This is a genomic window from Streptomyces sp. NPDC029164 (genome assembly GCF_055563995.1).
Genome location: NZ_JBVHWW010000022.1, coordinates 36,749 through 59,718, shown reverse-complemented (window position 1 = coordinate 59,718; position 22,970 = coordinate 36,749). Strand labels below are relative to the sequence as shown.

At 73.0% G+C, this 22,970-nt stretch carries 18 protein-coding genes; 14 read left to right on the top strand and 4 right to left on the bottom strand.

From position 1 onward, the window contains the following. Positions 1–17 precede the first annotated feature (17 nt). Complete coding sequence (locus tag ACZ4VT_RS21785; RefSeq protein ID WP_467951852.1) at positions 18–1,247, top strand: acyl-CoA dehydrogenase family protein; 1,230 nt, start codon at positions 18–20, stop codon at positions 1,245–1,247. A 54-nt stretch (positions 1,248–1,301) separates the two neighbouring features. On the opposite strand, the gene ACZ4VT_RS21780 is transcribed toward ACZ4VT_RS21785, so the two are convergent. Together ACZ4VT_RS21780 and ACZ4VT_RS21775 are read right to left on the bottom strand one after the other, a co-directional pair. After that, positions 1,302–2,066, bottom strand: coding sequence for an LppU/SCO3897 family protein (locus tag ACZ4VT_RS21780; protein ID WP_467951850.1), 765 nt, complete (start codon positions 2,064–2,066; stop codon positions 1,302–1,304). 64 nt (positions 2,067–2,130) lie between these two features. Continuing rightward, positions 2,131–2,568, bottom strand: a complete 438-nt coding sequence (locus ACZ4VT_RS21775) for an SRPBCC family protein (RefSeq protein WP_467951848.1) — start codon at positions 2,566–2,568, stop codon at positions 2,131–2,133. 156 nt (positions 2,569–2,724) lie between these two features. On the opposite strand from ACZ4VT_RS21775, the gene ACZ4VT_RS21770 reads away from it, so the two are divergent. Then, positions 2,725–2,910, top strand: coding sequence for a DUF5999 family protein (locus ACZ4VT_RS21770; protein WP_467951846.1), 186 nt, complete (start codon positions 2,725–2,727; stop codon positions 2,908–2,910). Between the two features lie 158 nt (positions 2,911–3,068). On the opposite strand, the gene ACZ4VT_RS21765 is transcribed toward ACZ4VT_RS21770, so the two are convergent. Together ACZ4VT_RS21765 and ACZ4VT_RS21760 are read right to left on the bottom strand one after the other, a co-directional pair. Next, a complete protein-coding gene (locus ACZ4VT_RS21765) occupies positions 3,069–5,162 on the bottom strand; it encodes an ATP-binding protein (RefSeq protein ID WP_467951845.1) in 2,094 nt (697 codons plus the stop codon). Positions 5,163–5,225: 63 nt separating this feature from the next. Continuing rightward, positions 5,226–6,194, bottom strand: coding sequence for a fibronectin type III domain-containing protein (locus tag ACZ4VT_RS21760; RefSeq protein WP_467951843.1), 969 nt, complete (start codon positions 6,192–6,194; stop codon positions 5,226–5,228). Positions 6,195–6,374: 180 nt separating this feature from the next. Between ACZ4VT_RS21760 and ACZ4VT_RS21755 the strand changes: the two genes are divergently transcribed. The 12 genes from ACZ4VT_RS21755 (at position 6,375) to ACZ4VT_RS21700 (ending at position 22,954) form a co-directional block, all read left to right on the top strand. Next, positions 6,375–7,991 (top strand): ABC transporter substrate-binding protein, encoded by a 1,617-nt coding sequence (locus ACZ4VT_RS21755; protein ID WP_467951842.1) that lies wholly within the window; start codon positions 6,375–6,377, stop codon positions 7,989–7,991. Positions 7,992–8,008: 17 nt separating this feature from the next. Further along, a complete protein-coding gene (locus ACZ4VT_RS21750) occupies positions 8,009–8,974 on the top strand; it encodes an ABC transporter permease (RefSeq protein WP_467951840.1) in 966 nt (321 codons plus the stop codon). Next, on the top strand, positions 8,967–9,833 hold the full coding sequence (locus tag ACZ4VT_RS21745) for an ABC transporter permease (RefSeq protein WP_467951838.1): 867 nt from the start codon (positions 8,967–8,969) through the stop codon (positions 9,831–9,833). The genes ACZ4VT_RS21750 and ACZ4VT_RS21745 overlap by 8 nt, the downstream gene beginning before the upstream one ends. 47 nt (positions 9,834–9,880) lie before the next feature. Continuing rightward, positions 9,881–10,828, top strand: a complete 948-nt coding sequence (locus ACZ4VT_RS21740; RefSeq protein ID WP_467951979.1) for an ABC transporter ATP-binding protein — start codon at positions 9,881–9,883, stop codon at positions 10,826–10,828. Next, positions 10,821–11,480: an ABC transporter ATP-binding protein gene (locus ACZ4VT_RS21735; protein ID WP_467951837.1), complete on the top strand. Its 660-nt coding sequence runs from the start codon at positions 10,821–10,823 to the stop codon at positions 11,478–11,480. Before ACZ4VT_RS21740 ends, ACZ4VT_RS21735 begins: the two co-directional genes overlap by 8 nt. A gap of 98 nt (positions 11,481–11,578) precedes the next feature. Next, positions 11,579–11,773, top strand: coding sequence for a hypothetical protein (locus tag ACZ4VT_RS21730; RefSeq protein WP_362807827.1), 195 nt, complete (start codon positions 11,579–11,581; stop codon positions 11,771–11,773). Between the two features lie 136 nt (positions 11,774–11,909). Then, positions 11,910–13,475 carry a hypothetical protein gene (locus ACZ4VT_RS21725; RefSeq protein ID WP_467951836.1) on the top strand — a complete coding sequence of 522 codons (1,566 nt, stop codon included), beginning with the start codon at positions 11,910–11,912 and terminating at the stop codon, positions 13,473–13,475. Between the two features lie 204 nt (positions 13,476–13,679). Then, positions 13,680–14,264 (top strand): streptavidin, encoded by a 585-nt coding sequence (locus ACZ4VT_RS21720; protein ID WP_467951834.1) that lies wholly within the window; start codon positions 13,680–13,682, stop codon positions 14,262–14,264. 222 nt (positions 14,265–14,486) lie between these two features. Next, positions 14,487–15,638: an MFS transporter gene (locus ACZ4VT_RS21715; protein ID WP_467951832.1), complete on the top strand. Its 1,152-nt coding sequence runs from the start codon at positions 14,487–14,489 to the stop codon at positions 15,636–15,638. 30 nt (positions 15,639–15,668) lie between these two features. Continuing rightward, complete coding sequence (locus tag ACZ4VT_RS21710; protein ID WP_467951830.1) at positions 15,669–16,493, top strand: SDR family NAD(P)-dependent oxidoreductase; 825 nt, start codon at positions 15,669–15,671, stop codon at positions 16,491–16,493. A gap of 42 nt (positions 16,494–16,535) precedes the next feature. Beyond that, a complete protein-coding gene (locus ACZ4VT_RS21705) occupies positions 16,536–21,248 on the top strand; it encodes an amino acid adenylation domain-containing protein (RefSeq protein WP_467951829.1) in 4,713 nt (1,570 codons plus the stop codon). Further along, positions 21,245–22,954 (top strand): AMP-binding protein, encoded by a 1,710-nt coding sequence (locus tag ACZ4VT_RS21700; protein WP_467951827.1) that lies wholly within the window; start codon positions 21,245–21,247, stop codon positions 22,952–22,954. The genes ACZ4VT_RS21705 and ACZ4VT_RS21700 overlap by 4 nt, the downstream gene beginning before the upstream one ends. Positions 22,955–22,970: the final 16 nt, after the last annotated feature.

The window sequence follows — 22,970 nt, the reverse complement described above, 5'->3', positions numbered from 1 at the left end:
AGACAGGTGGAGGGGACATGGCGGAGTTCACCATGGAGCTGAACGACGACCAGAAGCAGGTACGGGACTGGATCCACGGCTTCGCCGCCGATGTGATGCGCCCCGCGGCCGCCGAATGGGACGAGCGCGAAGAGACTCCCTGGCCCGTCATCCAGGAGGCCGCGAAGGTCGGCATCTACTCGCTGGACTTCTACGCCCAGCAGTTCTTCGACCCGACGGGCCTCGGCATCCCGATGGCGATGGAAGAGCTGTTCTGGGGGGACGCGGGCATCGCCCTGTCCATCGTCGGCACCGGACTCGCGGCCATCGGCGTCGTCGCCAACGGCACCGAGGAGCAGATCGGCACCTGGATCCCGCAGATGTACGGCACCCCCGACGACGTGAAGGTCGCCGCCTTCTGCTCCTCCGAGCCGGACGCCGGCTCCGACGTGGGCTCGATGCGCACCCGCGCGGTCTACGACCAGGCCAACGACGAGTGGGTGCTCAACGGCACCAAGACCTGGGCGACCAACGGCGGCATCGCCAACGTCCACATCGTCGTGGCCGTCGTCGACCCCGAGCTCGGCACCAAGGGGCACGCCTCCTTCATCGTGCCGCCGAACACCCCCGGGCTGTCGCAGGGCCAGAAGTTCAAGAAGCACGGCATCCGCGCCTCGCACACCGCCGAGGTGGTGTTGGAGGACGTACGGATCCCCGGTTCCTGCCTGCTCGGCGGCAAGGAGAAGCTGGACGAGCGCCTCGCGCGGGCCCACGAGCGCGCCCGCAGCGGCGGCGGGGAGCGCGTGAAGAACGCGGCCATGGCCACCTTCGAGGCCTCCCGGCCGGCGGTCGGCGCGATGGCCGTGGGCACCGCGCGCGCCGCGTACGAGGTCGCCCTCGACTACGCGAAGACCCGCACGCAGTTCGGCCGCCCGATCATCGACAACCAGGGCGTGGCCTTCCAGCTCGCCGACATGCGCACGCAGATCGACGCGGCCCGGCTGCTGGTGTGGCGGGCCTCCTGGATGGCGGTCGCGGGCCGGCCGTTCGACTCGGCCGAGGGCTCGATGTCGAAGCTCTTCGCGAGCGAGGTCGCCAAGAAGGTCACCGCGCAGGCGGTCCAGATCCTCGGCGGCAACGGCTTCACCCGCGAGTACCCGGTGGAGCGCATGCACCGGGACAGCGCCATCTACACCATCTTCGAGGGCACCAGTGAGATCCAGCGGCTGGTGATCGCCCGCACGATCTCCGGCATGCCGATCCGCTAGCCGCCGGCCTCGGCCGGGGGTGCGGGGCCGGCCCCCGCACCCCCGGCAAGGGGCTCAGCGCAGCGACGTGAGGCAGGCGCTGGTGAACTCGTCGGGGCCGTACTTCGGGTCGGCGATGTAGTCCAGCGGGGCGCAGTGCGCGCCGGGGGTGTCCAGCAGCGCGGTGACCTTGTACTGGGCCCGGGACGAGCCGCAGGACACGACCTCCAGGTCCTGGTCGGTCCAACTGCCCTCGTTGCGTACGCACTGCCCCACGGAGAGCCGCTCCGGGCCGTCGACCACCAGGCCGATCACGAGCAGCGCCTGGACGGCCAGGAAGACGAGCAGGACCGGTGCGAGGAAGAGCAGCGCCGGGGGCCGGCGCCACAGCGGCCTGCCCGGGTCGAGCGGCGGGCGGTAGCCGCCCGCCGGGGGCCCGAGCCTGCGGAAGGCCGCCCGCGGGCCGAGGTTCATCAGCAGGGTCACCGGCGTGATGAAGAAGGACAGCGGGCCCCACCAGCCCTGCCACAGGGTGTCCGAGGACATGCGGCGGTAGGTGGCGAGTCCGCAGTCGCGGCAGAACGGACCGCGCAGGCTCAGGAACCGCATCAGCACGATCAGGCCCTGGTGGCCGCGTACGGTCGCGGGCGCGGCCGGCCAGGCCCCGCACAGGGTGCAGCCGTACCGGCCCGGCTGCGGGTGGGCGGCGTACGCACCGTACGGCTGCTGCGGTCCGGTGAACGCGGGGCCGCCGGCCCCGGTCGGCTGCTGCGGTACGTGGGGGCCCGCCGGGCTGTACGGGCCTCCGGCGCCCTGCTGCGGCGGTGGCGGAGTGGCCACGGGGATTCTCCTCGGTCGCGTGGTGATCACCGGCGCGGTGATCACGGCACCCTAGCCCGTGTCCTCAAGGGCGCAGCAGCCGGGCGAGGACCCGCCCGAAGAGCAGCCGGCCCGCCGCCGCGACCACGGGGTCCAGGGCGCGGGGGAGGCCGCGCACGCGCAGTTCCTTGTGCCAGTGGACCTCCGTGCCGCCCGCGGCGAGGGGCCGGACCTCGATCTCCGCCCAGCCCGTCACGGACCGGCCGCGCTTCTCCAGCCGGACGCGCCCCGGCGAGCCGTCCACCGGGGGCTGCCAGAGCACGACCTCCATGGGATCGTCGAAAGTGATCCTGCCCACACCCGTGCGGGCGGTGAAGACCGTTCCGACGTGCGTCGGGGACGCGGTGTCGATGATCGTCCGCGTGAAGGGGACCTGCGCGCCGTGGCGCTCCCAGTCGGTGAGCCGCAGCCAGGTCTCGGCGGGCGGGCGGGACGTACGGTGAACGATCCGGATACCGGGCATGAGCGCATGGTAATCGGGCATACACACCCTGAACTGGACGGCGAATATGGGTTCCGTCCGGGGGTGGCGATCGGCAATACTCACCAGCCACCGTGGATCGCGGAATCGACCGGGTGACCACCGGCCCTCCCGCCCCACTTTGCGAGGAGGTGCGCCATGTGCTCCCACCAGCCCCCCTGCCCATCCGCCGACAGCGCCCATCACGACGCCGCGCGCATCGTGGCCTCCCACCCCGAACAGGGCTGGAGCCTGCTGTGCAACGGGGTCGTGATGTTCGACGACACCGGTGAACTGCTCCCCGACAGCCGCACGGTGGAACCCCGCCGCCCGGCCCTGGTCTGAGCGAGGAGGCAGCATGCGCCAGCAGCTGATCCGCAAGCCCGTCCCCAAGCCCGCCCCACGAGACCTGGACCTGCGCACACCGTCGGGCAGACCCCTCCCGTACTGACGGGAGCCCCGACGAAGCCGATCCAGTACGCACAGCGTCCACCGGCCGCCGCTCAGCCGGTGGACGTCGCCGCGCCGCCCAGGAACGCCGTCTCGTACGCGGCGTCGCCGATCGCGGCCCGGGCCTGCCGCTCGCCCTGGTCCCGCAGGGCCGTCAGCGAGGGCGAGCCCATCTGCGGCCGGCCCACCGTGCGCCACCAGGCGTGCCCGGTGCCCAGCAGCCGCGCCGCCAGTTCCCCGTCGCCCAGCCCGGCCACCGCCGCGGCCAGCACGTCCAGGCCCAGTGCGATGCCGAAGCGGTCGCCCAGCAGCCGTTTGCCGGAGAGCATCGCCCGCACGTGCCGGGCCGCCTCCCCGTGGTCGCCCAGGCCCAGCGCGGCCACCGCCAGGATGTAGTCCGCGTAGGCCCGCAGCCAGCGCTCGCCGAGCTCCGCGCACGCCTCCCGCAGGGCCCGTGCCTCATCGGTCGCCTCCTCGAACCGCCCCTGGTCGCACAGGGCGTAGCCGGTGGCCAGCTTGCACAGCAGCCAGCCCGGACCGCTCGTCCGCCCGCCGTGGCCCGCCCTGGCCCGTGGACCCGCCAGCCCCAGCGCCCCTACGGGGTCGCCGGGCATGAGGACCGCCACCGCCTGCAGATAGGCCGCGCGCAGCTCCCGTTCGGGGTCCGCGAGCCGGGCCGCGTCCCGCGTGCACTCCTCGGCGATCCGCCCGGCCGTGTCCATGTCGCCCTGGAGCAGCAGCGTGAGCCCGAGGGCCCACTGGGCCTGGTTGTACGCGGCCCCCGTGGGCGGAGCGGCCCGCAGGGCCCGTTCCAGGAAGCCGCGGCCCTCGTGCAGGTGCCCGCAGGCGAACCAGTGGAACCACAGCGCCCCGGTCATCTCCAGGGCCGCCGTCGGGTCGGCGGTGAGCAGGTGTTCCAGGGCCGTGCGCAGCTGCGCGTGCTCGGCGGTGATCCTGCGGTACCAGTCCACCTGCCCCGGGCCCAGCCAGCCCCGGTCGGCGGCCTGGCAGAGCGCCGCGTACCAGTGGGCGTGCCGGTCGCTCACGAGCCGCGCCTCGCCGAGCTCGCCCAGCCAGTCCTGCCCGTACTCGCGGATCGTGTCGAGCATCCGGTAGCGGGCGCCGGCGCCCCGCTCGTCGGTGCGCAGGACCACCGACTTGGCGGCCAGCCCCGCGAGGACCCGCTCGACCCGCGCGGCGGGCAGCGGGCCTCCCGCGCAGACCGCGCGGGCCGCGGCCACGTCGAAGTCCCCGGTGAAGACCGAGAGCCGGGCCCACAGCAACCGCTCCAGCGGTTCGCACAGTTCGTGGCTCCAGCCGATCGTGGTCCGCATCGTCTGGTGCCGGGTCGGCAGGGCGGCGCGGGCGCCGGACAGCATCTCGAAGCGTTCGCCGATCCGCTCGGCCGTCTGCTCCAGCGTCCACAACCGCAGCCGGGCGCCCGCGAGTTCCAGGGCGAGCGGGATGCCGTCCAGGCGCCGGCACACCTCGGCCGCGAGCGCGGTCCGTACGGGGTCGGTGAAGACGGCCGCCGCCTGCGGGGTCGCGGCGAGGGCGCGGGCCCGGAAGAGGGCGAGGGCGTCGCTGTCGGGTCCCTCGCAGGGCAGTGGCCGGACCTCGACGACCTCCTCGGTGGGGGAGCCGAGCGGCTCCCGGGAGGTGATCAGGACCGTCAGCCCCGGTGCGGACTGCAGGAGTTCGCCGACGAGGTGGCGGCAGGCGGCCACCAGGTGCTCGCAGGTGTCGAGGACCAGGAGGAGCCGTCGGTCGGCCATCCACGCGCACAACTCCTCGTCGAGCGGGCGCGGGGAGTGGTCGGCGAGGCCGACGGCGTGCGCGACGGTCGCGGTGAGCAGGCCGGGATCGCGCAGCGGCGACAGCTCCACCCACCAGACGCCGTCGGGCCGGGACTGGCGGCGATCGGCGACGGCCCGCAGGGCGAGCCGGGACTTGCCGACCCCGCCCACCCCGGTAAGGGTGATCAGCCGCCGCTCGCGCAACAGGTCGCCGAGGAGGCGGAGTTCGCGTTCCCGGCCGACGAAGCTCGCCGGTTCCGGAGGCAGGTTCCCCGGCGTGCGGGAACCCGGTGGGGGGTCGTCGTCCGCGGATTCTGCCTGATTGTCATTGACCGAGTACTCACCGAACACGGATGTATTGTGCGTGAGCTTCTTATCCGACCGTGCCGTTCGGGCCGGATCGGTGCCTTAATTTCACGCCACCAGGGTGATCCGCCGTTCCGCGGAGAAGGCGCCCCAGTTGCCGTCGGGCAGCCTGGCCCGCAGTTTTACGGCCCATTCGGTGCCGGTGGGCTCCGCCACCGTGAGCCGGTGCTCCACCCGGCCGCTGGGTACGGCGCCCGCGCCGAACTGGATGACGGTGGTGGCGCGTCCGTTGACGTACAGCTCGTACTCGGTGGTCTCGCGGCCGGTGTCCGGGGCGGTCCAGGCGAGCGTGACCGCCCCGGGTGAGGCGGTCGCGATGAACGCGGCGGGGGCGGTGGCGGGCCCGTCGCCGGAGGCGGGCGGGGTCGTCACGTCCACGGCCGGTCCGTCGGGGGAGGAGTTGTCCGCCCCGTCCCGGGCCCGGACGGTGAAGGTGTAGACGGTGTCCGGCTGGAGGCCGCTCAGCGCGGTGCCGCTCTCGCCGGGGCCGGCGGTGTGGATCCGGACGCCGCCCTGGTAGACGTCGTACGCCGTCACGCCCGTGTCGTCCGTCGCCGGCGTCCAGGACACCCAGGCGGCCCGGGGGCCGGTCGCGCGGCCGGTGGTGGCGGCCGGGGCGGTGGGCGCGGCGCGGTCCTCGGCCTTGGCCGCCGGGGTGGTCGCGCGGGCGGCCGGGGCGGGCTCGGAGAGGTTCCCGGCGGCGTCCTCGGCCCGGACCGTGAAGGCGTAACCGGTCTGCGGGGCGAGGCCGGTGACGTCCACCATCGTCTTCTCGGCCGGGAGTTCGCGGACCAGCCGGTCGCCCTCGAAGACCCGGTAGCCGCTCACCCCGTCCCGGTCCGCCGCCGCGTCCCACATCACGTGCACGGTGGTGGCGCTGCCGGCCTGCGCGGTCAGTCCGGCCGGGGCGGGCGGAGGCCGGGTGTCGGGCGCGGTGCAGGCGGTCAGGCCCGTGAGACCGGTGAGGCCGCCGAGGGCCAGGCAGAGGGCGAGCGTGGGGGCGGTGCTGCGTCGCACGGGGTGCCTTCCTCCGCTCCGTAAAGGTCTAGACATATATGGCACGGAGGGCGGGAGCCCGGCAAGACCCCTGCAGCCGGTCGCCGGCGATGTGCCCCGGTTCGTCTTCTTCCGATCCTGTCTGGCATTATTGCCAGCTCTTTGCAATAACAGATGATTTTGAACAGGGATGTGCAGAGCATGACGGCCCGGACAGTACGGGGAGTGGCCGGCGCGACGCTGGCCGCCGCACTCATCACGTGCGTGGCGGCCTGTTCCGGCCCCGGCGCCACCGGCGCGGCCGCCGACGCGGTGGTGGTGGGCGTAGCGACCGAGCCCGAAAGCCTCAGCCCGCTGCTGGGCTACGGCAAGGACGGCAACTCGAAGATCTTCGACGGGCTGCTCACGCACGACGCGGACATGCAGCTGAAGCCGGCCCTGAACGAGGCCCTGCCGGAGGTCTCCGCCGACGGGCGCACGTACACCTACAAGCTGCGCACGGGCGTGAAGTTCAGCGACGGAGCGCCCTTCTCCGCCAAGGACGTCGTCTTCACGTACCGGACGATCCTCGACGCGAAGACGAACAACGCCTCCAAGACCGAGCTGGACGCGATCGAGGGCGTCGAGGCGCGCGGCGAGGACACCGTCGTCTTCACCCTGAAGTACCCCTACGCCCCCTTCGCCGAGCGGACCGTGCTGTCCATCGCCCCCGAGCACATCGCGGCCCGCCAGGACGTCAACAGCGGTGACTTCACCACCAGGCCCGTCGGCACCGGCCCGTACGTACTCGCAGGCTGGTCCAGGGGCGAGAAGCTCAGCTTCAAGGCCAACCCCGGCTACTGGGGCGGCGAGCCCGCGGTGAAGAGGTTCACCATGGCCGTCGTCAAGGACGACGACGTACGCGCCACCCGGCTGCGCTCCGGCGAGCTGGACGGGGCGATCCTCCCGCCGAACCTCGCCAAGGGCTTCGAGAAGGACGCCGCGCGCCTGGGGGCACCTCCCAGCGGTAGCTGGGGGATGTACGCGGCCAAGACCTTCGACTACCGCAACGTGACCCTCCCGACGCACCACCCGGTCACCGGCGACCTGGTGGTCCGGCAGGCGCTGGACATCGCCGTGGACCGCACGGCCATGGTCGACAAGCTCCTGGAGGGCGCGGGCAAGCCCGCCTTCGGCCCGGTGCCCACCGACAGCCCGTGGTTCACGGCCGGGACCGAGCGCCGTCACGACCTCGACCGGGCGAAGAAGATCCTCGACGACGCCGGCTGGAAGGCGGGCGGGGACGGCATCCGCGTCAAGGACGGGGTCCGCGCCTCCTTCCCGCTCTGGTACACCTCCGGCGACAAGATCCGCCAGGACCACGCGCTCGCCTTCGCCTCCGACGCGAAGAAGGCCGGCATCGACGTCAGGACGCAGGGCGGGACCTGGGAGGTCATCGAGCCGCGGATGAAGACCGACGCCGTCCTCGCCGGCGGCGGCTCCCCGGCCGACCCCGACTTCGACCAGTACCTCCTCCTCACCTCCTCCCTCGGCGGCGACAGCTTCAACAACATGGCCCGGTACGACAACCAGAGCGTCGACCGCGCCCTCGACGAGGCGCGCAGGAGCGGCGACCCGGCCGTGCGCAAGGCCGCGTACGACACCGTGCAGCGCGAGCTCGTGAAGAACCCCGGCTACGTCTTCCTCACCCACATCGACCACCTGTACGTCGTGAACGACCGCTGGGAGGGGCTCACCACCCAGGTCGAGCCGCACGACCACGGCCTCGGCTCCGGCCCCTGGTGGAACGTCGAGAGCTGGAAGCCGAAGGCCAAGTGACCCTCCCCTGGGGGCCGATGGCGCGCATGGTGGGGCGGCGGGCCCTCCTCGCCGCCCCGGTCCTGCTCGCCGTCACCTTCGGTGTCTTCGCCATCGCCGCGCTCTCCCCCTTCGACCCCGTGAAGGCCTACGCCGGCACCGCGGGCCTCACCGCCTCGCAGGCCGGACTCGACCAGCTCCGCGCCAACCTCGGCGCCGACCAGGCGCTGGTCCCGCGCTGGTGGGACTGGCTCGGCTCGGCGGTCACCGGCGACCTCGGCACCTCCTCCGTCATGCGCCAGCCCGTCGCCGACGTCATCGGGGAGCGGGTGGGCTGGTCGGCGCTGCTGGCCGCGTGCGCGTTCGCCGTGGCGGTGCTGGCGGGCACGGTGCTCGGGGTGCTGGCCGCCCGCCGGCCGGGCGGCCCGCTGGACCGGCTCGTGTCCTCGCTCGCGTACACCCTGGAGGCCGCCCCGGCCTTCTGGCTCGGCCTGCTGGCCATCTGGTTCTTCTCGGTCCGGCTCGGGGCGCTGCCCTCGGGCGGGCTGACCGACGCCGGCAGCGACACGGTCACCTTCGGGCAGGTCGCCTCGCACCTGGTCCTGCCCGCGCTGGTGCTGGGCGTCTCCCAACTGCCGTGGTTCTTCCTGTACGTCCGCCAGGGCGTGGCCGACGCGCTGGCGGAGGACCCCGTACGCGGGGCCCGCGCGCGCGGTCTCGCGGAGCGGAGCGTCCTGCTCGGGCACGGGCTCCGCTCCGGCATGCTGCCGATGCTGACGCTGATCGGCTCCCGGGTACCCGAGCTGATCACCGGTGCGCTGCTGGTGGAGACCGTCTTCAGCTGGCCGGGCATCGCGGCGGCGACCGTACAGGCGGCCACCTCGGTGGACTTCCCGCTGCTGGCCGCCCTCACGGTGCTGGCCACGGCGGCGGTGCTGGCCGGAAACCTGCTGTCCGACCTGCTGTACGGGCTGGCCGACCCGAGGGTGGGCTTCGATGGCTGAGGTGAAGTGGCGGCCGGCCGGGCGCACCCGGCGCTCCACCCGCACCCTGCGCGTGCGCACGTCGGCCCTCGTGATGGCGGTGATCGTGCTGGCGGTGCTGATCGTTCCGCCGCTGGCGCAGCTGGACCAGCAGGCGGTCGACCTGTCGGCCCGGCTCCGACCGCCCTCGTGGGCGCATCCCTTCGGCACGGACGACGTCGGACGCGACCTGCTGCTGCGGTGCGTCTACGGGCTGCGGGTCTCCCTCCTCGTCGGCCTGGTCGCCGCCCTCGTCGCCACCGTGATCGGTACGGCGGTGGGCGCGGCCGCGGGCGCGCTGGGCGGCTGGACGGACCGGGTGGTGATGCGGGCCGTGGACACCCTGTCGTCGATCCCGCACCTGCTCCTCGGCATCTTCATCGTGGCGCTGTTCCGGCCGGGCGTGTGGCCGGTGGTGGTCTCCGTGGCCGTGACGCACTGGTTGTCCACGGCCCGCGTCGTCCGCGCGGAGGTCCTGTCCCTGCGCGGCCGCCCCTACGTGGACGCGGCCGTCTCCGGCGGCGCCTCGCGGTGGCGGGTCGCCGTACGCCACCTGGTGCCGGGCGTCCTGCCCCAGGCGGGCCTGGCCGCGGTGCTGATGATCCCGCACGCGATGTGGCACGAGTCCGCCCTGTCGTTCCTCGGCCTGGGCCTCCCCGCCCACCAGGCGAGCCTGGGCAACCTCGTGCAGAGCGCCCGCGGCTCGCTGCTCGCCGGCGACTGGTGGCCCACCCTCTTCCCCGGCCTCCTCCTGATCGTTCCGACGCTGGCCATCGCCGGCCTCGCGGGCGCCTGGCGCGAGCGCCTGAACCCCCGCCGCCGCTCGGAGCTGACCCTGTGACCGCGCCGCCCGTGCTCAGCGTCGAGCAGCTCTCCGTCCGCTTCCGCATGCCCGCGGGCCGGTACGTCGAGGCCGTCAGCGACGCCACCTTCTCCCTGGCGCCCGGCGAGTGCCTCGCCCTCGTCGGCGAGAGCGGCTGCGGCAAGTCCGTGCTCGCCTCCGCCCTCCTCGGCCTGCTCCCGGGCAATGCCGAGACCGCCGGATCGGCCCGGCTCGCCGACGGACTGGACGTGCTCGCCGCCGACGAGCGCACCCTGGCCCGGTCCGTACGGGGCCGGCGCATCGGCCTGGTCCCACAGAGCCCGGCCGCGCACCTCACCCCGGTCCGCACCGTCCGCGCCCATCTGGAGGAAACCGTTCGCGAACTGGCCGGCCGCGCCGGCCGGGCCCCCGCGGCCGGCGGGTCCGACCGGCCCGCCCCTCGCAAACGGTTCGGCAAGGCCGCCCTGCGCGCGGCGGCGGAGGCGGCCGGGGAGCGGGCCGCCTTCCCCGCCACCCACCTCGACCGCCACCCGCACGAACTCTCCGGCGGACTCGCCCAGCGGGCCGCCACCGCCCTCGCCCTCGTCGGTGACGCGCCGCTGCTCCTCGCCGACGAGCCGACCACCGGCCTCGACCGCGATCTGGTCGTGCGGACCGTCGACGAGCTGCGCGCCCACACCCGTGAGGCCGGCCGTGCGCTGCTGATGATCACGCACGACCTCGCGGCGGCCGAGCGGATCGCCGACACCGTCGCCGTCATGTACGCCGGGCGGATCGTCGAAATCGGCCCGGCCGGAGCCTTCTTCGGCCGTCCCGGTCCCCGTCACCCCTACGCCCGGGGCCTCCTCGACGCCCTCCCCGAACGTGCCTTCGCCCCGGTCCCCGGGACGCCGCCCGAGCTGGGCGCGCTCCCGGCGGGCTGCGCCTTCGCCGCCCGGTGTGAGGCCGCCGACCAGATCTGCCGCAGCCGGCGGCCCGTGCTCACCGAAGGGGTGGCCTGCCACCGTGCTTGAGCTCAAGGACATCACCGCGGGCTACGGCCGCCGCGCGCCCGTGGTCCGGGGCGCGCACCTGACCCTGCGGCCCGGCGAGTCCCTCGGCCTGCTCGGTCCGAGCGGCTGCGGCAAGTCCACCCTGGCCCGGGTCGCTGCCCTGCTGCACCGCCCCGACCGCGGGACCGTGGCGTTCGACGGCCGTCCCGTGACCGGCTTCTCCCACCGGGCCCCGCGCTCCCTGCGGACCGCGGTCGGCGTGGTGTTCCAGCAGCCCCGGCTCTCCGCGGACCCCCGCCTGCGGCTACGCGACCTCGTCGCCGAACCGCTCCGCGCGACCGGCCGGCGCGGGGAAGCGGCTTCGGCGGTGCACGAGTTGGCGGAGCGGGTCGGCCTCGGCGCGGACCTGCTCGCCCGGCGCCCCCACGAGGTCAGCGACGGCCAGCTGCAACGCGCCTGCCTGGCGCGGGCCCTGGTGCTGCGTCCGCGCTGGCTGGTCTGCGACGAGATGACCGCGATGCTCGACGCCTCGACCGCCGCGGCCCTGGTCGCGGTCGTCGAGGAGTACCGCGCCGAGAGCGGGGCCGGGCTCCTCGCCGTCGGTCACGATCCGGTGCTCCTCGGCCGCTGGTGCGGCCGCACGACCCACTGGCACGAGATCGTCAAGGACTGACCACCCGTCACGGACGGTCAACACCCGTACGGCGGACACGCGTTTCGCCCGAAGGCACCCCCTCCTGCGCCACCATGGCGGCGAGTAAGGAGGTTTCGATGGTGATTTCCCTCTCCGTGGTCGTCCTGCTCCTCATCCTCGCCTGGATCTTCCTGCGCAGCGGCGGACTCAAGTTCTCGCACGCCGTCGTCTGCGTGCTGCTCGGCTTCTACCTCGCGAGCAGCAGCATGGCCGCGACCATCCACGACGGACTGACGGCCACCGCGAACGTGGTCTCCAGCCTCCGCCCCTGACCTTGATCGACTGTTGCGCCTTCGTGAATCATCCGGCGCATCCATGGACTCCTCGGGCACTGCGATCTAGCGTCTGGCCGCGGCGCGATGTCAGACGCAATGTCAACAAGACCGAAGAGACAGGGAGGAAGTCCGGATGTTCCGAAGAGCGCTGAACTGCGCCGTGGTGCCGGTCGTCGCCGCCTTCACGGTGATGTACGGCGGCTCGCCGGCCCAGGCCGAGGAGATACCCAAGGCCCCCGGCCACCGCCTGATCAGCCACTACGACGGCAGCCCCGCGACTGCCGCACCGCTGCCCGGCCAGGCCCCGCCGCAGCACCCCCACCTCGCGCCCAACGGCCGCAGCGGCATGCACTCCGACGCGGCCGGCAGTGCCACCTCGCCCTGGTCCGGACCGCTCGGCAAGAACCCCCGGGTGACCAGCGAGAAGATCGCCGCACTGGGCGGCGAATGCGCCACCGCCACCTTCGACACGGGCGGCAGGCTCGTCACGGTGTGCGGCACCTTCTCGGGCTTCAAGGTCAAGCTCCTGGAGCCCCGTACGCTCGCCACGCTCGCGGAGTACCAGCTCCCGCAGCGCTCTTCGACGGTCGAGGCGATCACCTCGCTCGACTTCGCGAAGATCTTCAAGGACACCTCGGGCGGTGCCTACTTCTACCTGGACGCCCAGGACCGGGCCGTGCTGGCCGACTCCCGTCAGCACATCCTGCGCCTGGCCCACTCCCAGAATCCCGACGGGAGCTGGAGGTTCACGGTCGACAACGACTGGGACCTCACCGGCCAGGTCCCGCACGACTGCGTGACCTGGACCAACCTGTGGCCCAGCGGCACCTGTGACCCCGTGACCTCCGTCATGCCCGACTGGGACGGCCGCATCTGGTGGGTCACCCGCCAGGGCCGGGTCGGCACCGTGGACCCGGCGACCTCGGTGATCCGCTCCGTCCGGCTGCCGGGCGAGGAGATCCAGAACTCCTTCTCGGTCGCCCAGGACGGCGTCTCCATCGTCTCCGACCACGCGCTCTACAGCTTCCGCGCCGCCGCCGACGGCACCCCCGAGGTGCAGTGGCGCCAGACGTACGACCGCGGGACCGCCGCCAAGCCCGGCTCCGTCAACCAGGGTTCGGGAACCACCCCGGACCTCTTCGGCAACGGCTACGTCGCCATCACTGACAACGCCGACGACCGGATGAACGTCCTGGTCTACAAGCGGGGCGCGGACGTCCCCGCCGACCAGCGGCCGGTCTGCAAGGTGCCGGTCTTCGGATCCGGCGCCTCGACCACCGACAACTCCCTGATCACCTGGGGCAACAGCATCGTCGTCGAGAACAACTACGGCTACGAGAACCCCACCACCCTGCTGCTGGGCAAGTCGGTCGTCGGCGGCGTGACCCGCATCGACGTCCGGGCCGACGGCAGCGGCTGCGACACGGTGTGGGAGAGCGCGATCCGCGCTCCCTCCGTGGTCCCGAAGCTCTCCACCGCGAACGGGCTGCTCTACTTCTACGAGAAGGAGCCCAACTTCTGGGGGATCGACGGCTGGTACCTCACGGCCGTGGACTTCCGCACCGGTGAACGCCGCTGGCGGCAGCTGGTCGGAACCGGCCCGCTCTACGACAACAACTGGGCCCCGATCACCCTCGGCCCCGACGGCACCGCGTACGTCGGCGTCTTCAACGGAATCGTCGCGGTCCGCGACAGCTGACCGACGGACTGCCGGCCTCCGGAGTTCCCCGGAGGCCGGCGGGCGAACACATCACGCCGAGTCTGCGCATGAAGTCCGACAATTCGCGGGACCAACCCCGGCTTACCACCGGTCACGCCCCTACGCTCATCCCGGAAGCGCCCGTGTCCTTCCACCACCACGGGCGACGGCGGGCCCTTCGGCCCTCACAGGGGGAATGATCTCGTGACGCGTTTACGCCAAGCCTCGGTCGCACTGTGCGCCCTGTCCCTGACCTTCGTCACCGTATCCGCGAGCGCTTCGGCGGACACCCGGGGGTCCGTGTCCGCGGACGCCGCGGACGCCGCTGAATCGGGGTCCGCGACGGACTCCCGCCCCGGCATCCTGGGTACCTGGTACAACCAGCTCGGCTCGACCATGGTCGTGACGCGGGCCGCGAACGGCGGGTTCACCGGTACCTATGAGTCCGCGGTCGGCAACGCCGAGAAGCGCTACGTCATGACCGGCCGCTACGACAGCGCGCCCGCCGACGGCACCGGGACCGCCGTCGGCTGGACCGTCGCCTACCGCAACGCCCACCGCAACGCCCACTCCGTCGCCACCTGGAGCGGCCAGTACGCCGGCGGCGGCCAGGAGCGGATCGTCACCCAGTGGCTGCTGAGCTACGGCACGACCCCCGCCGACCAGTGGAAGTCGACCATCCTCGGTCACGACGAGTTCACCCGGGTCAAGCCCTCCGCCGCCGACATCGAGAAGGCGCGCCGGTCGGGCGTCACCTCTGCGAATCCGCCGGCCTCCGACGGGGAGTGATCCGGCCGCTCGGCCGAGCGTGTGATCCGCCCGCAGCGATGAGGTTCCCGTGGTGGGCGGGTCGCGCACGTCTCCGCCCAGCCAGGTGATCTTGGCGAAAAACCCCTGTTGGCCTGCAACTTCTGTTGTGGGAGTGTGGTTTCAACTCCGGTTCGCGTGGCCTTCGGGACCCGTGCCGTGATCACTTTCGGCACTGACCAGCCGGGGCAGGGGGTTCGTTTCGTGTTGGGCAAGATCTTGACGCTGGCGCTCGGCGCGTTCGCAGTGGGAACGAGCGGCTACGTCGTCACCGGCGTCCTGCCACAGCTGAGTGCGGAACTGTCGGTCCCGCTCTCCACGGCGGGACTGCTGACCACGTCCTTCGCCGTGGCCTACGCGATCGGCTCGCCGCTGCTGGCCGTGGCCCTGGGCGGATGGCGCCGCCGCCCGCTGATCGTCGCCGCCCTGCTGGTGGCCGCGGCGGGCAACGCGCTCGCCGCGGTGGCACCGGACTTCGGCGTCCTGATGGCCGCCCGGATCGTCACCGCCGTGGGCGCCGCGGTGTTCACCCCGGCCGCCACCGCGGTCGCCGCCGAGCTGAGCGGGCCCGAGCGCCGGGCGCGCGCGGCGGCCTGGGTGTTCGGCGGCCTGGTGACGGCCACCATCGTCGGCGTGCCCGCGGGGACGCTGCTCGTCGGACCGCTCGGGTACCGGGGGGTCTTCTGGCTGGTGGCCGCCTTCTGCGCGGCCTCCGCGGCGGCCGTGGCGGTGGCCGTGCCCGCGGTGGCGGCGCCCCCGCGGGTGACGCTGAGCCAACGTCTCGAAGTCGCCTCGGACGCGAGGGTGCTCACCGTCCTGGGGATCACCCTGGCCGCCAGCCTCGGGGTGTTCACCGTGTACACGTACGCGGCCCCGGTGCTGGCCGAGACCGTCGGCGCGCACGGCACCGGGCTGAGCCTGCTGCTGTTCGGCTACGGGATCGGCGGTGCGATCGGCAACGTCCTCGGCGGCGTCGCGGCCGACCGGTACGGCTACCGGATGCCGCTGCTGGTGGCCGTCTCCGGCAGCGTGATCGCACTGTCGGCGCTGTCCGTGGTGCACAGCACGGCGATGGCCGCCGCGCTGCTGTTCCTGTGGGGCGTGTCGAGCTGGGGGTTCAACCCGCCCGTCCAGCGCCGGCTGCTCGAACTCTCGCCGGGCGCCGGCAGCCTGCTGCTCGCGCTCAACGCGTCGGCGCTGTACCTGGGCATCGGACTGTCCGGTGTCCTCGGCGGCGCGGTGCTCGACCACGTCGGCATCGGCGCGGTGACGCTCACCGGAGCGCTGCTGTGCTGCGTGGCGGTCGTGCTCCAGGTGCTTTCCGGCCGGCGTTCCGCTCTGCAGCCGTCCCGGTAGCTCTCTCCCTCTCGGCAAAGGACGACGCCCGTGCGCGAATTGAACAATGTGGTGGGAATCCTCACGGGGGCCTCGCGGGGCGTCGGCGCGCACATCGCCGAGCATTTGGCGAAGGCCGGTGTCCGATTGGCACTCGTCGCCCGCTCCGAGGAAGGTCTGCGGGCGACCGCGGAAAGGGCCGGCCGTTTCGGACCCAAACCGCTCGTGGTGCCCGCCGACGTCTCCGACGAACAGGCGCAGCGGCGGGTCGTCGAAACGGTTCGCCGTGAACTGGGCCCGCCCGGACTGCTGGTCAACAATGCCGGCATCGAGCACATCACCCGGTTCCAGGACGCCTCGGTGGAGAGCATCAGAAGGGTTCTCATGGTGAATCTCTTCGGTGCCGAGGCGATGACCAGACTGGTGCTGCCGCACATGCTCGAGGCCGGGCGCGGGCACGTGGTCAACATCGGCTCCGTGGGCGGGCGTACGGCCTATCCCTACGCCACGATCAACTCCTCGGCCAAGCACGGTCTCGTCGGCTTCACCTGGTCCCTGCGCGAGGAGCTGCGGGGGACCGGGGTGGGGGTGTCGGCGGTGTACCCCACGCTGATCGCCGACGTGGGCATCTCCGCGGGCTGGGAGGCGGGCCGGCGGCCGCCGCTGCTCGGCCGGGTCGGGCCCGACGAGGTCGCGCGCGCGGTGCTGAAGTGCGTCAGGGAGAACAAGGTGGAGATCACCGTGGCTCCCGTGATGGAGAAGGTCGCGGACGTGGTCAGCGCCCTCTCGCCGCGGCTCACCGCCTGGATCGCCCGGAACGGCGGCATCTATTCCTACCTGCGCAAGGTCGCCGATGCGCAGGCCACACCGCGATAACACTCTGAACCGGCATGATCCGCCGGTTGATACGGGGGACTGATGTCCGAGAAATCCACTGCGCCCCTTCCCGACCAGGACGAGGGCCTGAACCAGATCCGAGACCTGCTGGCCGAGGTCAACAGCGACTACGACCGCCGGGTCGATCCGCAGGAGCCCTTGTTCCTCGACTCGCTGGACTCCGTCCGATTGAAGACCGCCATCGACACCGCCTGCACGGTCGACCTCCCGCTGGAGATGTTCTTCGGCCACTGCACGCTCGAAACGCTCGCCGGGGCGCTGCTCAACCACGGTACGGACGGCGGGTCCGTCCCGCAGCTGGTTCCCGCACCGGAGCGCGCCCACGAGCCCTTCGGCCTCACCGACGTCCAGCAGGCGTACTGGCTGGGCAGCCGCGGATTCGACCTCGGCGGGCGCTCCGCCCACTTCTACGTCGAGCTGGACCTGCTCGCCGCTGACCGCGAACGCGTCGAGGAGGCCTTCAACACCCTGATCGGCCGCCACGGCATGCTCCGGGCGGCGCTGCTGCCCGACGGCCGCCAGCAGGTGGCCCCCGAGGTGCCCTACTACCGCTTCCGCCACGGCGACCTGAGCGGGCTCCCGGAAGCCGACGGCCGATGTCGTCTCGACGAGACCCGCGAGGAGATGGCCGCCCAGGTCTTCGACCCGCACACCTGGCCGCTGTACGACATACGCACCCACCAGCTGGACGCGGGCCGGCTCCGCCTCCACATCAGCATCGACCTGCTCTTCGCCGACGCCGGCAGCATCCAGGTCCTGCTGGCCGAGTGGATCCGCCTCGTCCTCGACCCCGACTCCCTCGGCCCGGCCCCCGCGGTGACCTTCCGCGACTACCTCGACGGCGTCGCCGCGGACCGTACGCAGCCCGGCCACGAGACGGCCCGCGCGTACTGGTCCGACCGCCTCGACTCGCTGCCGCAGGCCCCCGAACTGCCCGTCCGCACCCTCGCCGACACCCGGGCCCCGGCCTTCGTACGCCGCGAGCGCCGCCTGCCCGGCCGGGTGTGGCGGCAGATCAGGGACCGCGCGAACACCCTGGGCGTCACGCCGTCCGTCCTGCTGTGCGCCGCCTACGCGCAGGTGCTGCGCACCTGGAGCCGGACCTCCCGCTTCACCCTCAACCTGACGCTCGCCGACCGGCCGCGCCGGCACGCCGACATCGACCGGGTGATCGGCGACTTCACCGGCACCATCCTGCTGGAGTGCGACCTCGGCGGCGCCCCGGACCTCGCCACGGCCGCCGGCCGGCTCCAGACGCAGCTGCGGCAGGACCTGGCCCACGCCCGGTTCAGCGGGGTCGAGGTGCAGCGCGAGCTGGCCCGGCGCGGCGACGGCACGCAGGCGCGGATGCCCGTCGTCTTCACCAGCCTGCTGCGCGAGCAGGACAGCCTCGGCTCCCTCGAAGGCATGGTCTTCGAGACCGTGTACGCCATCTCCCAGACCCCTCAGGTGTACCTCGACAACCAGGTCGTGGCCCGCGGCAGCGATCTGCTGATCAGCTGGGACGCCGTCGAGGAGATGTTCCCCGAGGGCGTGCTCGACGACATGTTCGCCGCGTACCTGGACCTGGTCGAACGCATCGCGGAGCAGGAGACGCCCGCCCCGGTCACCCTGCCGTCCCGGCAGCTCGCCGTGCGCGCGGCGGTGAACGACACCGCCGGCCCGCTGCCCGGCGAGCTCCTGCACGCGGCCGTCGGCCGGCGGGCCGCCGCGCACCCCGAGGCACCGGCCGTGATCACCGCCGGCGCGACGCTCACCTACGGCGAACTCGACCGCCGCGCCGACCAGATCGCCCGGCGGCTGCGCGAGCTCGGTGCGGCGCCGAACACCCTGGTCGCCGTCCTCATGCACAAGGGGTGGGAGCAGGTCCCGGCCGTCCTCGGAGTGCTCCGCGCCGGCGCGGCCTACCTGCCGGTGGACGCCGGCCTGCCGCAGGAGCGCATCGACCAGCTGATCGGGGCGGGCGGGGTGACGGTGGCCCTCACCCAGCCCGGCGCGTACGTGCCGGCGGGCGTCACGGGCCTGGCCGTGGACCGGCAGCCGTGGGCGGACGTGCCGGACGGACCGGTCGAGGCCCCGGCCACCGGCCCCGACGACCTCGCGTACGTCATCTTCACCTCGGGATCGACCGGCCGCCCCAAGGGCGTGATGATCAGCCACCGTTCCGCGGTGAACACGGTCGACGACATCAACGCCCGCTTCGCCGTCGGCCGCGGTGACCGGATCCTCGGACTGTCCTCGCTCAGCTTCGACCTGTCCGTGTACGACGTCTTCGGCGTGCTCGGAGCCGGCGGCGCGCTGGTGCTGCCGGAGCCCGGCGAGACGCGCGACCCCGGGCGCTGGGCCGCGCTCGCCGACGAACACCGGGTGACCCTGTGGAACACCGTCCCGCCGCTGCTCGAACTGCTCGTGGAGCATTGCGAGCAGCAGGGCGGCGGGTTCCCGCGCTCACTGCGCACGGCCCTGCTCAGCGGCGACTGGATCCCGCTGACCCTGCCCGGCCGGGTCAGGGCCGTCGCCTCCGGCGGGCCCGAGCTGATCAGCCTCGGCGGCGCGACCGAGGCGGCGATCTGGTCGATCTGGCACCCGATCGACCGCATCGATCCCGAGTGGCGCAGCGTTCCCTACGGCACCCCCCTGCGCAACCAGACCTTCCACGTGCTCGACGCCGATCTCACCGACAAGCCGGACCACGTCACCGGCGATCTCCACATCGGCGGCGTGGGCGTGGCCCGGGGCTACTGGGGCGACCCCGAGCGCACCGCGGCGCAGTTCATCGTCCACCCCGTCACCGGCGAGCGCCTCTACCGGACCGGCGACCTCGGCCGCTACCTGCCCGACGGCACCCTCGAACTGCTCGGCAGGGACGACTTCCAGGTCAAGATCGGCGGCCACCGGATCGAGCTCGGCGAGATCGAGGCCGTGCTCGGCAGCCACCCCGGGGTCAAGGCCGCGGTCGTCGTGGCCCAGGACGCCAAGCGCCTGATCGGCTACGCCGTACCCGAGAGCGGGGCCGCCTTCGCCGACGACGAGCTGCGCACCCACCTCGGCGCCAAGCTCCCCTCGTACATGGTCCCCGCCGTCGTCCTGACCCTGGACCGGCTCCCCACGGGAGCCAACGGGAAGCTCGACCGGCGCGCACTGCCCGTGCCGGAGCCCGTCACACCCGGAGCCGAACCGCCCGCGACCCCGGCCGAGGAGGCCCTGGCCCGCGCCTGGGCCTCCGTACTCCCGGTGAAGACCGTCGGCCGCCACGACAACTTCCACGCGCTCGGCGGGGATTCGCTGCTCGGCGTACGCGCCGTGGCCAAGGCCGCCGAACAGGGGATCCACCTCACGCTGGCGGACTTCTTCGCCCACCCGACCGTCGCCGGGCAGGCGGGGCTCGCGACCGACCGGCCGACGGCCGCCGCGGACCAGGGCGAGATCACCGGGCGGGCCGGGCTCTCGCCCAGCCAGCTCTGGTTCTTCGAGCAGGACTTCGCCGAGGCCGACCACTGGAACGGCATGTGGCCGGTCTTCGAGCTGGACCGGCGGCTGGAGCCCGGTCCGCTGCGCGCGGCCCTCGCCACCGTGCTCGCCCACCACGACGGGCTGCGCGCCCGGTTCCGCACCGAGGAGCAGGGACCGTACGCGGAACTGCCCGGCGTCAGGCCGCCGGCCGACTCCAGGGTCACGGAGGTCGACCTCGGCGGGACCGCGGACGCCGACGTCGAGGCGGAGATCGCCCGGCACGTCGCGCTCCGCAACGGCGAGCTCGACCTGGCCGACGGCATGACCGTCCAGCTCACCCAGTTCGACCTCGGCCCGCTGCGCCGGCCCCGGCTCCTCGTCAGCGCCCACTGGCTGGTCATGGACTACTACTCCTCCCGGGTGTTCTACGAGGACCTGCGCACCGCCTACTTCGCCGTCGAGCGGGGCGACGAACCGGTCCTGCCGCCCAAGACCGCCTCCCTGCCGCAGGCCGCGGCCCGGCTCCACGCGTACGCGGCGAGCGAGGAGGTCACGGCCGAGCTCCCGTACTGGAGCAGGCTCGCCGACCTCGCACCGCGGCCGCTGCCCGTCGACCACCGCCTCGGCCCCAACACGCAGGCCTCCGCCGTCCGCCACTTCACGGAGGTGACCGGCGAGACCTTCGACGCGGTGGTCACCGGCCTCCCGCGCACGCAGGACGCCGAGATCCGCGAGGTGCTGCTGACCGCGCTGGCCCGTGCCGTGACCGCGTGGACGGGACAGCCGGAACTCGTCGTCGAGGTCGAGGGCCACGGCCGCCAACGGGCCTTCGGCTCGCTGGACATCTCCCGTACGGTCGCCCGGTTCTCCACGCTGTCGCCCCTGGTGCTGCGCCCCGGCGACCTCGCCTCCGTACGCGGGCAGATCCGGGAGGTGCCCCACCAGGGCGTCGGCTACGGCCTGTTGCGCCACCTGCATCCCGACCACGCGGTACGGGCGCGCATGGCCGAGGTCCCCGTGCCCGAGATCGGCTTCAACTACTGGGGCGACGTCAGCGAGTACTTCACCGGTGACGCCCGCCCGGTGGTGGACTCCTTCGGTTACCACCGCAGCGACCTCGGCCACCGGACGCGGACGCTCGACCTGATGGCGATGGTGGCGGACGGCACCCTGCGGCTGGTGTGGACGTACAGCTCCCACCTGCACACCGAAGCGACGGTCCGGGCCCTGGCCGACCGCTTCGTCGAAGAACTCCACACCCTGGCGCGGAGCGCCGGATGAACCGGGAAGAGAAGATCATGGAACACCCGCGTCCCGAGGACCTGTTCGGCGCCGTCACCGTGCCCGAGGTGCTGGAACTCGCCGCCACCACCCCGCGCGGGATCACCGTGGTGAACCGGCGGCTCGAACAGGCCCCGATGCCGTACGCACTGCTAGCCGCCGGTGCGCGGCGGGTGGCCGGCGGGCTGGTCCGGGCCGGCGTGGCCGAAGGGGACCGCGTGGCGATCGTCTCCTCCACCTCGCCCGGTTTCCTGCTCAGCCTGTTCGGCGCCTGGCGGGCGGGCGCCGTGCCCGTCATCCTGCCCCTGCCGCACCGGCTGTCGGACCTGCCGGAGTTCGTCGCCGAGATCAACCGGCGGCTCGACCACGTGGACGCGCGCTGCGTGGTGGTGGCCGACGCCTTCGGTGACTTCGTCACCGGCCGGATCACCGGCGGCCGGCCGGTGCTGACCTGCGGTGAACTGGCCGCCGAACGGGAGGAGATCAGCGGACCGGTCCGGACCCGGCCCGAGGACCTCGCCTACCTGCAGTTCACCTCGGGCACCACCGGCCTGCCCCGGGCGGTCGCGCTCACCCACCGGCAGATGCTCACGAACGCCGCGGTCTGCTGCGAACGGCTCGAACTGGTACGGGACCGCAGCGTGCACGTCAGCTGGCTGCCGCTCTACCACGACATGGGCCTGATCTCCGTGCTCTCCGGCATGGCCTACGGGATCAAGCTGGTGCTGCAGCCGCCCGAGGACTTCCTGGCCCGCCCGGACTCCTGGGTGGACGCCCTGTCCCGGTTCCGCGCCACCAGCACGGTCGCCCCGAACTTCGCCTACGGCCTCGCCGCCCAGGGCATGCGGCTGCGCCCGCGGGACCTCGACCTGTCCCACCTGGAGGTGTGCGGGGACGGCGCCGAACCGATCCGGGCCGCCACCCTCGAACAGTTCGTGGAGGCGGGCGCCGCGTACGGGCTCCGGCCGCAGGCGATGACCCCGATGTACGGACTGGCCGAGGCCACCCTGGCCGTCGCCATGGGAGAGGCGACCCGGCCGCTGGTCTGGGACCACGTGTCCCGGGAAGGGCTCCAGACGGGCGCCGTCGCGACCGCCGTGCCCGCCGGCGCCCCCGACGCCCGCGCGCTGGCGGTCTGCGGACCACCGGTGCCCGGAGTGCGGATCGAGATCAGGCAGGAGGACGGCAAGCCGCTGGAGGAGCGGCGGGTCGGCGAGATCTGGGTGCACAGCCCCTCCCTGATGCAGGGCTACTGGGAGGACCCCGAGGCGACCGCGGCCGTCCTGCGCGACGGATGGCTGCGCACCGGCGACCTCGGCTACCGGACCGAGGACGGAGGCCTGGTGGTCTGCGGCCGCGTCAAGGACATGATCATCGTCTCGGGCCGCAACCTGTACCCCGAGGACTACGAGCACGTCGCCGCCAAGGTGGAGGGCGTACGGCCGGTCTGCGCGGCCTTCGCGCTGCCGGACACCGAGCGGATGATCGTGGCCTTCGAGACCGCCAAGGGCTTCGACGACCACGCGGAGCTGGCGGCGCTGGTGATGAAGCGGCTGCGCGAGCACCTCGGGCACGCCCCCGACAAGGTCGTGGCCTTGGACAAGGGGGCGATCCCGCGCACCTCCTCCGGCAAGGTCCAGCGCGCCCTGACCCGGGAGCGCTACCTGGCGGGGAAGCTGCCGGTCCTGGTGGAACTCGCCCGCTGACCGCCGCCGCCGGCCA

Bases quoted from the DNA above. Each gene is read 5' to 3' on its own strand.
- ACZ4VT_RS21705 (WP_467951829.1), top strand. From the start codon at position 16,536: ATGTCCGAGAAATCCACTGCGCCCCTTCCCGACCAGGACGAGGGCCTG.
- ACZ4VT_RS21770 (WP_467951846.1), top strand. From the start codon at position 2,725: ATGTGCTCCCACCAGCCCCCCTGCCCATCCGCCGACAGCGCCCATCAC.
- ACZ4VT_RS21750 (WP_467951840.1), top strand. From the start codon at position 8,009: ATGGCGCGCATGGTGGGGCGGCGGGCCCTCCTCGCCGCCCCGGTCCTG.
- ACZ4VT_RS21740 (WP_467951979.1), top strand. From the start codon at position 9,881: ATGCCCGCGGGCCGGTACGTCGAGGCCGTCAGCGACGCCACCTTCTCC.
- ACZ4VT_RS21755 (WP_467951842.1), top strand. From the start codon at position 6,375: ATGACGGCCCGGACAGTACGGGGAGTGGCCGGCGCGACGCTGGCCGCC.
- ACZ4VT_RS21785 (WP_467951852.1), top strand. From the start codon at position 18: ATGGCGGAGTTCACCATGGAGCTGAACGACGACCAGAAGCAGGTACGG.
- ACZ4VT_RS21700 (WP_467951827.1), top strand. From the start codon at position 21,245: ATGAACCGGGAAGAGAAGATCATGGAACACCCGCGTCCCGAGGACCTG.
- ACZ4VT_RS21725 (WP_467951836.1), top strand. From the start codon at position 11,910: ATGTTCCGAAGAGCGCTGAACTGCGCCGTGGTGCCGGTCGTCGCCGCC.
- ACZ4VT_RS21775 (WP_467951848.1), bottom strand. From the start codon at position 2,568: ATGCCCGGTATCCGGATCGTTCACCGTACGTCCCGCCCGCCCGCCGAG.
- ACZ4VT_RS21745 (WP_467951838.1), top strand. From the start codon at position 8,967: ATGGCTGAGGTGAAGTGGCGGCCGGCCGGGCGCACCCGGCGCTCCACC.
- ACZ4VT_RS21730 (WP_362807827.1), top strand. From the start codon at position 11,579: ATGGTGATTTCCCTCTCCGTGGTCGTCCTGCTCCTCATCCTCGCCTGG.